Origin of the sequence: Streptomyces toxytricini, from assembly GCF_014649915.1 — a bacterium.
In the GTDB taxonomy this organism is placed as follows: Bacteria; Actinomycetota; Actinomycetes; order Streptomycetales; family Streptomycetaceae; genus Streptomyces; species Streptomyces toxytricini.
In genome coordinates, this window is record NZ_BMTY01000028.1 from 79,367 (window position 1) to 91,351 (window position 11,985).

Sequence of the window (11,985 nt, forward strand, 5' to 3'; positions counted from 1 at the left end):
CTACCGGCGGGTTCGGGCGGGGCGGAGGACCGCGAACCGGGTCAGACTGGGAGGAAACGAGGAGGTTTCGATGGACCCGGTCGCGGCGCTGGATCGGATCGCGTTCCTGCTGGAGCGGGCGCAGGCACCGACGTACCGGGTCCGCGCCTTCCGCAACGCCTCTGCTGCGCTGGTGGGCCTCGGCCCCGACGACGTGGCGCGGCGGGCGGCGGCCGGCACCCTGGAGCATGTCAAGGGCATCGGGCCGAAGACCGCCCAGGTCGTCCTCGAAGCCCTCGGCGGGGCCGTGCCCGGATACCTGCAGAAGCTGGAGGACGAGGCCGCGGCCCACCCCGCAGGGCGGCCCGCCTCCCCCGCCGCCCTCGCACTGCGCGCGGCGCTGCGCGGCGACTGCCACCTGCACTCCGAGTGGTCGGACGGCGGCAGCCCGATCGAGGCGATGGGCCGGGCCGCGGCCGCGCTGGGCCACGAGTGGGCCGTCCTCACCGACCACTCGCCGAGCCTGACGGTCGCCCGCGGCCTGACCGGCGAGCGGCTGCGCGAGCAGCTCGACGTCGTGGCCGAACTGAACGCCGGGTGGGCGCCGTTCCGGCTGCTGACCGGCATCGAGTGCGACATCCTCCTCGACGGCTCCCTCGACCAGGAGCCGGAGCTGCTGGACCGGCTCGACGTCGTCGTCGGGTCCGTCCACTCCAAGCTGCGGATGGAGGAGCCCGCCATGACGCGCCGGCTGCTGGCCGCCGTGGCGAACCCGCTGATGGACGTCCTGGGCCACTGCACAGGCCGGCTGGTGACCGGGCGGACCCGGCCGGAGTCCCGGTTCGACGCCGCGGCGGTCTTCGCGGCCTGCGCCGAGGCCGGGACCGCCGTCGAGATCAACAGCCGGCCCGAGCGGCTCGACCCGCCCCGCCGGCTGCTGCGGCTCGCCGTGGAGGCGGGGACCCTCTTCGCCATCGACACGGACGCACACGCCCCCGGCCAACTGGACTGGCAGATCACCGGCTGCGAACGGGCCGCGGAGTGCGGGGTCCCGGCAGAACGGGTGGTCAACACGTGGTCCCGGGAAGACCTGCTGGCCTGGACCCGCACCCGCCGGCCGCCGCGGACGGGGGGAGCGGCGTAGGCTGCCCGCCGCCGCGGTGGGGGCAGGTAGCGCAGAGGTCGTCGCATCCTCCTGCACAGAGGAATGACGCCGGTTCGAATCCGGCCCGCCCCACCGCGTGCGCCTGGAGTGGTCGCGGGTGCTGTTGCGCGGTTCGGCCGCTCGCGCCCCGGGGCAAGGTCGCGGGGGCGGAGCCGGCGCGTGCGCGGCTCCGCCCCCGCGGGCTCACTCCCCCGGCGTCAACCGCGCGCTCCCGGCCGCGCCGCGGCGGCCAGCGCCAGTCCCGCCAGCAGGGCGGCGACCGCCGCGCACAGCACCGTCGCGGCGCCCGCCCAGGGCAGCGGCGCGCTCACCGCGCCCCGCAGCGGGTCCCAACCGCTGACTCCGCCGGCCACGTGCAGGGCGACGACCCCTACCGCCGCGGCCGCAACGGCCCGCCAGGCCGCGTCGCCGCCCCGTACGGCCAACAGCATTCCGAAGCCCAGGCCGAGCACGGCGGCGACCAGCGGCAGCAGGACCGCCGGACCCGCGGCCGGCACCGCCACCGGGTCAGCGGGCAGGTGGAGGACACCGCAGAACAGCAGCACCGCGGCCACGGGCCGCCGCAGCACACGGCGCAGCCGCCGGTCACGAGCGGACGCGGACCGGGCGGCGGGGTCGAGGACGGGGTCGCGGTGGCGGCTCCCGGCGCCCTGCGCCGGGGCTGCCTCAGGGCGGCCGTACGGGCGCGCGGGACCGGCGGGGGCTCCGTCGGCGCCGTCCGTCCGGAGGATGCCGACGAGCAGGGCGACGCCCTCGACGGGCCGCCCCACGGCGGCCGCGCGCAGCGTGACGTCTTTCTCGGGCCCCTCTCCGGCGGCGTCGTCCAGGAGGGCGACGCTCTCGCGCACCTCGTGCACCGGCCGCGCCACGGCCGCCGCGCGCAGCGCCTGGTGCCCGCGGTCCGGATGCCGGCCCGTCTCCTTGGGGAGGCTCATTACCCCGGCGACCTCCTCCAGCGGCCGGCAGGTGCCCGCCGTCCGTATCGGCTCTGCGGCCGCCCAGCCGGTGCCGTCGCCCGTCTCGCGGTGTGCGGGTTCGTCGGTGTCGGCGAGCCCGCGGTGACCGGCGGCCTGCGCCGCCGGGGGCGTCATGGGGTCAGGGCCGTTCATCCGAAGCTCCGTTCGCCGACGCGCCGGGTCTGCGGTAGTGCGCGCCGGCCAGCGTGCGCCGTATGGATGCGCACGCCCGTTCCCATTCACGAGGACACCGCCGAACGGCGCCATCCGCGACGGGCGAACGGGGGAATCGGCCCCGGCGGCCGGTCACCCGTCGGTGGCGGTTCGAGATGCGGCCCCGCGGCCCGGCTGCTTCGCTGGGTCCGCCCTCCTTCCCCCACACACAAGGAGTGATCATGGGCGTTACAGGCGAATCCGGCGGCCGGGTGAGGCAGTTGCGCGAGAAGGCGCAGGAGCTGCAGCAGGCGGCCGAACGCTCCGGCGACCCGGACGAGCGCCGCCGGCTCCAGGACAAGGCGCGGCGCCTGCGCGAGCAGAGCGAGCAGGAGAGCCGGATCGACGACCGGGGTATGGACCCCATGTAGCGCAGCGCCGTCCGGGCCACCGGCTGGCGGCCCCGCGGGGCTCCCGGCCGGTGCGCCGTGCGGCGGCACGGGCACGGGCACGTTCGAGAACACGTCTGGGGACGGTGGATGAAGGCGACGCAGGTACTGGCCGACGGGTACGGGCGGATCCGGGAGGTGGTGCACGAGGTGGTCGACGGGCTGTCGGCCGAGGAGCTGAACATGCGGACCGGCCCGGACGCGAACTCCATCGCCTGGCTGGTGTGGCACCTGACCCGGGTGCAGGACGACCACATCGCCGACGCCTCCGGGCAGGAGCAGGTCTGGACGGCGCAGGACTGGGCGGGCCGCTTCGCGCTGCCGCTGCCCGCCGACTCGACCGGGTACGGCCACACCACCCGGGAGGCGGGCACGGTCCGGGTCGACTCGGGCGAGCTGCTGCTGGGCTACCACGACGCCGTCCACGAGCAGAGCGCGGCCTTCCTCCACGGGCTCGCCGCCGCCGACCTGGAGCGGATCGTCGACAAGCGGTGGGACCCGCCGGTCACCCTCGGGGTGCGGCTGGTCAGCATCCTGGCCGACGACCTCCAGCACGCCGGCCAGGCGGCGTTCGTACGGGGCCTGCTGGGCCGCTGACGGCCGGGCCGCCGCCGCTTGCGGCGGCGAACCAGGGCCCGTCCGGCGGATCACGGCCGGGGCCGCGGCGACCCGCTCCACCGGACAGACCCTAGGCTTGCCGGCATGGCGAACGACGACGCGGCGGTCCTGGCCTCCGTCGGCCCGCGGCTGCGCGCCCTGCGCAAGAGCCGGGGCATCACCCTGGCCGCGCTGGCCGACACCACCGGCATCTCCGTCAGCACCCTGTCCCGCCTGGAATCCGGGGCCCGCCGCCCCAACCTGGAGCTGCTGCTGCCGCTGGCCCGCGCCTACCGGGTCCCGCTGGACGAGCTGGTCGGCGCGCCGCCGGTCGGCGACCCGCGGGTCCGCCTGAAGCCGATCCGCCGGCACGGGGCGACGATCGTCCCGCTGACCCAGAACCCGGGCGGGCTCCAGGCCTTCAAGATGGTCATCCCGCCCACCCGCAGGAACCCCGACCTCCGCACGCACGAGGGCTACGAGTGGCTGTACGTCCTCAGCGGCACGCTCCGCCTGCTCCTCGCCGAGCGCGACCTGCTCCTCCGCCCGGGGGAAGCCGCGGAGTTCGACACCCGCCTCCCGCACTGGTTCGGCAGCACGGGCGAAGCGACGGTCGAACTCCTCAGCCTCTTCGGCCCCCAGAGCGAACGCGTCCACGTCCGAGCCCGCCCGAGCGGCTCGTAGCGCGCCGGGCGTTGCTGCGGGCTTCGGGTTCCGCCGGGGCGGCCAGTGAGTGATCATGGCGGGGATGGATGCCACTGAGCCGATCGTGTTTCTCGATGTCGACGGGCCGCTGATCCCGTTCGGGGCTTCGCAGCGGGAGTTGCCCGGCGGGTATCCCGTGTACGGGCCGCCCGACGAGGGGAATCCGCTGCTTGCGCGGCTTGATCCTGCGCTGGGGGCGCGGCTGTCGGCGCTGCCCGGGCGGCTCGTGTGGGCGACGACCTGGTTGGACGACGCCAACACCGTCGTGGGGCCGCGGCTCGGACTGCCGGTGCTGCCCGTGGTGCGGTGGGAGCACGGCACTGGGCGCGGTGGGCACTGGAAGCTGCCGTCCCTGCTCGCCTGGGCGGCGGGGCGGCCGTTCGTCTGGATCGACGACGAGATCCGTGAGGCGGACCGGGCCTGGGTGGGCGAGTGCCATCCAGGCCCGGCCATGTTGCACCGGGTCGACGCGCGGTTCGGTTTGCGGGAGGCGGACTTCGCCGATGTCGACGCCTGGTTGCGCGGCTGCCGCTGAGGGGGCTCAGGCCCAGGATGCGGCCACCAGGGCCCGTCGGGCCGCAGCCAGGTGGGTCGCGGCGGCCAGCCACGCCCAGGCGTAGGCGTCGGCCGACGGGTCGGTCAGGCGGCCGAACGCGTCGCGCGGCCGACGGTCCGCCTCGGCCGCCAGGTCCGCGGCCAGTTCCGCCGCAGTGGTGAACCCGGCCCTCCGCAAAGGCCCGTACGCGGCGAGCGGCTCGGGCCCGCGACCGGCCTCGGCGACGGCCCGGCGGCCGCCGGCGACGCCGGACTCCAGCAGCCGGGCGGCCCGCCACAGCGGAGATTCGGCCAGCGGGTCGGGTCCCGGTTCGGCGGGCGGGGTCTGCGGGGCGGCGCTCCGGGGCGGGAAGTTGTCGCCCTGGAGGCGGTCGTAGCCGAGGTCGGCGCGGCCCAGCAGCCCGTCCGGCAGCCGCAGCGTGTACGCGGCGCCCGGGACGGGCCCGACGGCGAGGGGCCGCAGGGTGGCGGCCCGGTCGAGGTCGGGGCGGCCCAGGACGCGCAGCGCGAGGCCCGGGTGGGAGGCGATCCGGCGCAGGTTCTCCAGGTGCGGCAGCTCGGGGTGCGGGTGGGCGGCCCGCAGCCGCAGCACCGGCCCGTCGGGGCGGTCCTCCCGTACGAGGAGGTCCTCGCCGGCCGGGCCGAGCACCGTGACGTCGCAGCCCAGCAGGGCCGGGCCGGCGCCGTCCGGGTCGGGGTCGGCGAGCTGCGCGGCGACCGCCTCGGCCGCCGGGCGGGCGAACAGCGCGGCGGCGGGCTCCTCGGTCCACGGGACGCCGGGCATCGGGTGGGCCTGTACGCCGCGTCCGGCGCCGAGCCGGCCGTCGGGCGAGACGGTGGCGCCCGCGATGCGCAGGCCGCCGCGGGCGAGGCCCGCGTGGTCGAGGGCGGCGCCGCCGAGGACCACCGAGGCGGAGCCGGCGCCCTTGGCGCGGGCCAGGCCGCCGGGGCGGACGTCGGACAGCGAGTGGCGTCCGCCGTCCTGCGACAGCAGGTGGGTGACCACTCCCCCGTATCCGGTGGCGGTCAGCACCGGTTCCCGGCACAGCCCGTACACCCGCAGGTGGCCGCCCGGCCGGTAGGTGCGCCGGGAGGTGCCCGTCCAGGCGGGGTCCGCGGTGCCGGACGCCAGCAGTGCTGCGGTCTGGAGGAGTTCCAGGAAGGACGCGGCGAGGTCGGCGGGGCGGTGGTTGCCGCTGCGCTCGCGCGCCGAGCGCAGACCGCGTACGAGGCGCAGGGTGGCGGCCTCGGCGCGCGGCAGGCCGGCGACGCGGGCGGAGTGGGCGGCGCGCAGCAGTTCAGCCTGGACGACGGCCCCGGCGGCGGTGGCGCCGGCGGCGAGGGCTTCGGCGCCGGCCCGCCACAGGGCGTCGGCTGCGGCGGTCTGGGCCGCGGTGAGCACCGGGAGCGGCTCCTCCGCCCCGCCGGACGGGTTCTCGGGCCCGCCGGCGGATGGCGTGGAGCCCGCGGTTGCGGCCGGCCCGCCGGGGCCTTCCGCCCCGGTGGCGGCCGCGGCCGCGGCCGGCCGGCCGGGATCCGCCTCCGGATCCGGCTCCGGCGCGGCCGGAGCGTCCGCGAGCGGGGCCGCGCCGAGCGCGGCGGCCCGGTGCAGGCAGCGGGGCGCGAGCAGGCAGGTGCAGACGGCCCGGTCGGCGGTGTCGACGGCTCCGCCGGGGCCGGGCCGCAGGGTGACGACGGCGTCCTCGCCGAACCGGACGGTGACGGTGCCGTCCGCGGCGCGCTCGGCCGGTGTCGCGCCCGTGGCGCAGCCGTCGACGGCGGCGTCGAGCTTCTTGCGCAGCCGCGCGGTGAGGTGCTCGACCGCTTCGGCGAGGACCTCGGGGGCGACGGGCGGCAGCAGGTCGGTACTCAACGGGTTTCTCCACGGAGGCGGTCGCCCACCCAGCGGGCGAGGGCGAGCGGGCTGAGGGCGGCCACCGGCATGCCGGCCGCGACGAGCTGCCGCGCGACGGACACCGAGTAGCGGGGGGTGCCGGTGTCGTCGAGGGCGGCGCAGCCCATCAGGTGGGCGCCGGACGCGGCGAGCGCCCGCACCTCGCCGAGGAGTCCGCCGATGGGGGCGCCCTCCTCGAAGTCGCTGACCACGACGACGAGGGTGCGGCTCGGCACGGTGATCAGGGAGCGCGCGTGGGCCAGGCCCGCGGCGATGTGCGTGCCCCCGCCGACGCGGACCTCGAGGAGCAGCGACAGCGGGTCCTCGACGCGGTCGGTGAGGTCCACGACCTGTGTGGAGAAGGCGAGGAAGTGCGTCGACAGGGTCGGTACGCCGCCCAGGACCGCGGCGGTGAGCGCCGACCAGATGACGGACGCCTCCATGGAGCCGGAGACGTCGACGACGAGGACCAGCCGCCAGTCGGCCTCGCGGCGGGCCCTCGTGTGGAAGACGGGCCGCTCGGGGACTATGACGAGGCGTCCGTCGTCGAGCCGCCGCGTGTGCGCCAGGTTGGCCCGCAGGGTGCGGTCCAGGTCGAGCCGCCCGCCGGGGCGGCGGCTGGGCCGCGGCGTGTTGAGGCCGGACAGGGCGGGGCGCAGCCGGGTCGCCAGCTCCTTGGCGAGTTCGTCGACCAGGCGCCGCACGAGCGGGCGCAGGCGCGCCACCTGCGCTTCGGGCAGGCCGCCCGCGAGGGACAGCACGGAGCTGAGGAGTTCCACGGAGGGCCGTACGGAGGCGGGGTCGAGCTGGGTGAGCACGTCGCTGCGGCCGGTGTCGGCGGCGGCGGCGAGGACTTCCTCGCGGACGTCCGCGCCGAAGAGCGCCTGCAGTTCCTCGGCCCATTCGCGGGCCGTGGGGAAGGAGGCGTCCTGCCCGCCGCCCGTGCCGGAGCCGGCGCCGGTGCCGCCGTCGAGGTCGGCGGAGCCCTCGCCGCGGCCGGTGCCGTACAGCTCGTCCAGGGCGCGGGCGTAGCGGCGGGCGCCGGCGGGGAGCCGGTCGCGCTGCCGGCCGAGGAGGAGCCGCCAGCGGTCGGCGGGCCCGAGCCGTACGGGGTCCCCGGCGGCGCCGGACGCGGCCTGCGCATCATCCGCGGACGGCACGTGCGCCGCGGGCGGCGTGAAGGCCGCCGCGCCGGCGACCCCGGCCTGCTGTCCGTCCCCGGCGGCGGACGCGGCGGGAGCCGCCTCCGAGGCCACGGGTCCGGCGCCGGACGCGGCGTCGGCACCGGCGGGCCCCGGCGGGGTGGGGGCGGCGCCCGAGGCGGTGCGCCCGGGCATCCCTCCGCCCGCTGCGGTGGCCGGCGGTTCGACACCCGACCCCGCGGCCTCCGTCATCGCTGCGGCGGACGGTGCCTGGCCGGCCGGCCCCGGAGACGCGGCGGTTGCCGCCTCGGCCGGAGCCTCGGCGGCCGCGCCGGGCCGCGAGGAGGAGGCAGCGGTCGCCTGGTCCGCGGCGGCCGGGTGGTCCGGTCGCGGCAGGGCCTTCAGGGCGGCCGCTCCGGCGGCGTCCGCCGCCGCCCACAGGGCGAGCAGCGCGGGCGGTGCGTCGAGGGTGAGGTCGATGCGGTCGCCGAGGCGTTCGGTGACGGTGGCCAGGAGCCGCTCGCGGGCGGCGGGGGCCAGCGTGTCGAAGCCGCCGCGGAGGGCCGGGAGCCGGTCCAGGAAGTCCGTGTCGGCGAGGGAGTCGACGCGGTCCAGGACCGGGAGGAGCGCGGCCGCGGAGGACTGCAGCAGCGGCCCGGCCGCGGTGAGCAGCCCGCCGAGACGGCGCGTCAGCGCGCGGCGCGCCTCGAGGGTGGAGGCGCCGTCGATCCAGCCGGCGGCGCGGGCTCCGAGCCCGTCGGCGGGGTCGAGGTCGAGCAGGACGCGTACCGCGAGCGCCGCGCCCTGCATCAGCGGGGAGCCGTCGGCCGCGAGGGCGGCGAGGGCGTCGTCCATGCGCAGGCCGAGGTGTCGGCCGGCGGCCCGGTCGGCGAGGGCGACCAGCGCCCGCGCGTCGGCGGGGTCCTCGCTCCCGGCCAGGCCGGGCAGGGCGCGTACGGCCGCGTCCAGCAGTTCGCCGGTGAGGGCGCCGGCGGCCTCGCGCAGGCCGTCCGAGTCCAGCGGGAAGTGCCCGCGGGCGAGCCCTTCCAGCAGGTCGAGCGCTTCGAGGAGTTCGGGCAGGGCGGCGGTCTGCGGGAGGACGGCGGCGGCCTCCTCCAGGCGTACGCCGACCAGTTCGGGCAGGTCGCAGCGGGCGGCGGCGGCCAGGCCGGCGAGGATCTGCGGCGGGGTCGGTCCGCCGTCGGCGGCGGCCCGGCGGGCGGTCTCGCCGAGGGTTCCGGCGGCGGCCTGGGCGGCGGTGACGCCGCGAACTCCGGCGAGGTCCAGGCGGGCCGGGACGGACGGCGTCCACTTCAGCCGCCACTTGGTGCCGAGCGCGGTGCCGTCGCCTGTGCCGGCCACGTCGAGGGCCTCCCCGTATCCGGCGCCGAGGACGGCGAGGCGCTGCAGGAGCACCTCGCGCCGGCGGTCGAGCGGGGAGCGCAGCGGGTCGAGGCGGATCTCTCGGGGGGCGGGGTCCTTCGGGCCGGGCAGCCGCAGTTCGGTGAGCTCGGCTTCGACGCCGGGCCCGAGGCCGGAGCGCGGGGCGTGCGGGGTGATGCGGCCGCGGCCTGTGCCGACGAACACGGCTTCGAGGGCGCGGGCCAGGGCCCGGCCGCGGCCGAGGGGCTCGCCCTGCCCGAGGACGGTGGTGACGGCTTCGAGGAGTTCGCCGCGCCCGGGCGCGGGCAGGCCGCGCAGGGCGGCCAGGTCGCAGGCCAGGCGCAGGGTTTCGGCGGCCTCTCCGGTGCCGGCGGTGTGGCCGGCGCGGCGCAGCTCGCGGCACAGGCCGGTGAGGGCGTCGGACGCCGCGGTGCGGAGCCGCTCGGGGTCGCCGCCCGCCTCCAGGACGGCCTGCTGCCAGCGGGGGTCGCGGATGCCGGCGGGGTAGCCGGAGCGGGCGTCGAGCAGGTCGAAGGAGTACGGCACCAGCGAGGTGACGGCGGCCTCCGCGTGCCCGGCGGCGTCCCGGCCGGCGGGAGCCTGAGCCTCCGCAGCGGCGGTCCCGCCGCCGGTGCCCGCGCCGTCAACGGCGTCGAGGAGCGCGGCGTCGAGGAGCGCGGGTGCGTGGAACGCGCCGATGACGGCGGCGACGCGCCTGCCCCCGGCGGCCGCGGCGGCGATGACGCTGCGCATCCGCGCCTCGCGGGCCAGGTCGGTGGCGGGGACGTCGGCGTCCTCGCGCAGTGCCCAGCCGACGCCGAGGGCCGCCCGGCGGACGGCCTCCGGCGTGCAGCCCGGGGCGAGAACCTCGACGGCGCGGTCCCACATGTCGTCGCCGTCGCGGCCGGTGCCGGACGCGCTGAGGGCGTCCGCGTAGGTACGCCCGCGCACACCCGGGCCGGCGACGCCGCCGGCGTCCGGCGCCGCGTCCGGACCCTCCTCCGGGTTCCAGCCCGGGTCGGACAGCGGCAGGTCGCAGCACAGCACCTCGGCGCCGTGCTCGCGGGCCCACCGGATCGCCGCCAGCTCCGGGGAGAAGTCGGCGAACGGGTAGAACGCCAGGCCGCCGCCCCGCCCGGTGCCGGCGAGGGCGACGGGCGCGACGGTCTCGGGGTCGGCGAGGTGCTCCAGCCACGGCCGGAAGTCGGCGGGGAGCTCCACGCAGACCACCTCGGCCCCGGCGGCGTCCAGCAGCGCCGGGACCACGGCGGCGAGGGCCGGGCTGTGGTGGCGTACGCCCAGCAGGTAGGGCTGCCGGGACGCGGCGAGGGCGTCCACGGCGGCCCGCGGGTCGGCGGCGCCCGGGCCGGGGCCGGCCGGGGGCGTCGGCGCGCCCGCGGTGAGGGTGGTCATCGCAGGCTCCCGCGCAGGTCCCACAGGCGGCGCCACATGGCCGAGCCGTCCTCGGCGCGGCGGCGGACCGGGCCGTCCCAGTAGCCGAGGAGGCGGCCGTGGTCGGCGGGGTCGTCCTTGCGGACCACGCCGAGGAGGTGGCCGGGCAGCAGGTCGAGGACGTCGCCGCCCGGCAGGTACGCGGCCGCGACGCCCAGGGAGGCGGCCACCTGGACGGCTTCGGCGGTGGACATCACGGTGCCGGGGCGCTCCACGTCCCAGCCTTCGGCGGAGCGGCCCGAGCGCAGGTCGCGGAAGACGGTGACGAGGGCGTCGAGGACGGCGTCGTCCACGCCGAAGGAGGCACCGGCGCGCTGCACGGCCGCGACGGCCTGGCGGCGGATGAGGGCGGCTTCGGCGTCCGCGTCGGCGATGGGGTCGACGGTCTCGAAGTTGAAGCGCCGCTTGAGGGCGGCGGACATCTCGGAGACGCCGCGGTCGCGGAGGTTGGCGGTGGCGATGACCGTGAAGCCGGGCGCGGCGCTGACGACGGCGTCCTCGGTGGCGGTCAGTTCGGGGACGCTGACGCGCCGGTCGGACAGGATCGACACCAGTGCGTCCTGGACCTCGGGGAGGCAGCGGGTGATCTCCTCGACGCGGACGACGCGCCCGGTGCGCATGGCGGACAGCACCGGGGAGTCGACGAGGGCCTTCGGGGTGGGGCCCTGGGCGAGGAGGAGGGCGTAGTTCCAGCCGTAGCGGAAGGCGTCCTCGGTGGTGCCGGCGGTGCCCTGCACGGTGAGGGAGCTGGTGCCGCTGACGGCGGCGGCGAGGAGCTCCGACAGCATCGACTTGGCGGTGCCGGGCTCGCCGGTCAGGAGCAGGCCGCGCTCGCCCGCGAGGGTGACGACGCAGCGTTCGACGAGGGCGCGCTCGCCGACGAACTTGGGGGCGATCCTCATCTTGGCGGGCAGGCCGGCCCGGCGCCCTCTCAGGGCGAGCTCCTCGCCGTCGCTGCCGCAGACGAAGGTCACGACGGCGCGCGGGGTGAGCGCCCAGCCGGGCGGGCGGGGGCCGGTGTCCTGCGCGGCGAGGAAGGCGAGCTCGTCGGCGTACCTCTCCTCGGCGGGCAGCATCTGGCGGGCCGGGGCGGGCGGTTCTTGGGTGGCGGTGGTGGTCATCGCGGATCCTCGGTGCGTGGGAAAGGTCGGAAGAAGGAACGTCGGGAAGGAAACGGGAAAGAGGGGCGGGCCCGGGAGGTCGGCCGGCTGCCGTCCCCGCGAGGGGGACGGCAGCCGGCCGGCGGCGGTTGCGGCCCGGGGCCTTCGGTCAGCGGCGGCGTCCGCGGGTGCGCTTGACCTTCAGCTGCTCGAAGCGCGGGGCGTCGCCGTCGGTGACCCGCTGCCAGGCCCGCCGGTACAGGTCGGCGACCGGTTCGGTCGGGACGAGGACGCCGAGAGCGGGGCGGGCGCCGGCGGCCAGGCCGTACAGCGGGAACTTCCACTGCTCCAGCGGCAGGACAGGGGTGTGCATCTCGGCCCATCCGCCGGGCAGGAACAGCGTCCGCCCGGCCCGGGTCCTGCTCGCCGTCACGACCAGGTCCGTCGCGCCGAGT

At 77.9% G+C, this 11,985-nt stretch carries 10 protein-coding genes and 1 tRNA gene; 6 read left to right on the plus strand and 5 right to left on the minus strand.

Annotated features, from left to right (window positions below):
* Positions 1 to 70: 70 nt before the first annotated feature.
* Together IE170_RS29065 and IE170_RS29070 are read left to right on the plus strand one after the other, a co-directional pair.
* Complete coding sequence (locus tag IE170_RS29065) at positions 71 to 1,123, plus strand: PHP domain-containing protein (RefSeq protein WP_189812452.1); 1,053 nt, start codon at positions 71 to 73, stop codon at positions 1,121 to 1,123.
* Between the two features lie 19 nt (positions 1,124 to 1,142).
* A tRNA-Cys gene (locus tag IE170_RS29070) sits at positions 1,143 to 1,216 on the plus strand.
* Positions 1,217 to 1,341: 125 nt separating this feature from the next.
* Here the strand turns inward: IE170_RS29070 and IE170_RS29075 are convergent.
* Complete coding sequence (locus IE170_RS29075; RefSeq protein ID WP_189812453.1) at positions 1,342 to 2,253, minus strand: hypothetical protein; 912 nt, start codon at positions 2,251 to 2,253, stop codon at positions 1,342 to 1,344.
* A 242-nt stretch (positions 2,254 to 2,495) separates the two neighbouring features.
* On the opposite strand from IE170_RS29075, the gene IE170_RS29080 reads away from it, so the two are divergent.
* The 4 genes from IE170_RS29080 (at position 2,496) to IE170_RS29095 (ending at position 4,539) form a co-directional block, all read left to right on the plus strand.
* Positions 2,496 to 2,684, plus strand: coding sequence for a DUF6381 family protein (locus IE170_RS29080; RefSeq protein ID WP_114055578.1), 189 nt, complete (start codon positions 2,496 to 2,498; stop codon positions 2,682 to 2,684).
* Positions 2,685 to 2,792: 108 nt separating this feature from the next.
* Entirely contained in the window at positions 2,793 to 3,299 is a 507-nt protein-coding gene (locus IE170_RS29085) for a mycothiol transferase (RefSeq protein ID WP_189812454.1), read from the plus strand.
* Between the two features lie 105 nt (positions 3,300 to 3,404).
* Positions 3,405 to 3,983, plus strand: a complete 579-nt coding sequence (locus tag IE170_RS29090) for a helix-turn-helix domain-containing protein (RefSeq protein ID WP_189812455.1) — start codon at positions 3,405 to 3,407, stop codon at positions 3,981 to 3,983.
* Positions 3,984 to 4,047: 64 nt separating this feature from the next.
* Positions 4,048 to 4,539 carry an HAD domain-containing protein gene (locus tag IE170_RS29095; RefSeq protein ID WP_223855765.1) on the plus strand — a complete coding sequence of 164 codons (492 nt, stop codon included), beginning with the start codon at positions 4,048 to 4,050 and terminating at the stop codon, positions 4,537 to 4,539.
* A gap of 6 nt (positions 4,540 to 4,545) precedes the next feature.
* Here IE170_RS29095 and IE170_RS29100 read toward each other — a convergent pair whose 3' ends face one another.
* The 4 genes from IE170_RS29100 to IE170_RS29115 all read right to left on the minus strand — a co-directional run.
* A complete protein-coding gene (locus tag IE170_RS29100) occupies positions 4,546 to 6,432 on the minus strand; it encodes a hypothetical protein (RefSeq protein ID WP_189812457.1) in 1,887 nt (628 codons plus the stop codon).
* Entirely contained in the window at positions 6,429 to 10,391 is a 3,963-nt protein-coding gene (locus IE170_RS29105) for a vWA domain-containing protein (protein WP_189812458.1), read from the minus strand. The genes IE170_RS29100 and IE170_RS29105 overlap by 4 nt, the downstream gene beginning before the upstream one ends.
* Entirely contained in the window at positions 10,388 to 11,551 is a 1,164-nt protein-coding gene (locus tag IE170_RS29110) for an ATP-binding protein (protein WP_189812459.1), read from the minus strand. The genes IE170_RS29105 and IE170_RS29110 overlap by 4 nt, the downstream gene beginning before the upstream one ends.
* Positions 11,552 to 11,699: 148 nt before the next feature.
* Positions 11,700 to 11,985, minus strand: a 286-nt coding sequence (locus IE170_RS29115) for a hypothetical protein (RefSeq protein ID WP_229885268.1), incomplete at its 5' end; no start/stop codon positions are given.

Bases quoted from the DNA above. Each gene is read 5' to 3' on its own strand.
- IE170_RS29090 (WP_189812455.1), top strand. From the start codon at position 3,405: ATGGCGAACGACGACGCGGCGGTCCTGGCCTCCGTCGGCCCGCGGCTG.
- IE170_RS29110 (WP_189812459.1), bottom strand. From the start codon at position 11,551: ATGACCACCACCGCCACCCAAGAACCGCCCGCCCCGGCCCGCCAGATG.
- IE170_RS29105 (WP_189812458.1), bottom strand. From the start codon at position 10,391: ATGACCACCCTCACCGCGGGCGCGCCGACGCCCCCGGCCGGCCCCGGC.
- IE170_RS29080 (WP_114055578.1), top strand. From the start codon at position 2,496: ATGGGCGTTACAGGCGAATCCGGCGGCCGGGTGAGGCAGTTGCGCGAG.
- IE170_RS29085 (WP_189812454.1), top strand. From the start codon at position 2,793: ATGAAGGCGACGCAGGTACTGGCCGACGGGTACGGGCGGATCCGGGAG.
- IE170_RS29075 (WP_189812453.1), bottom strand. From the start codon at position 2,253: ATGAACGGCCCTGACCCCATGACGCCCCCGGCGGCGCAGGCCGCCGGT.
- IE170_RS29065 (WP_189812452.1), top strand. From the start codon at position 71: ATGGACCCGGTCGCGGCGCTGGATCGGATCGCGTTCCTGCTGGAGCGG.
- IE170_RS29095 (WP_223855765.1), top strand. From the start codon at position 4,048: ATGGATGCCACTGAGCCGATCGTGTTTCTCGATGTCGACGGGCCGCTG.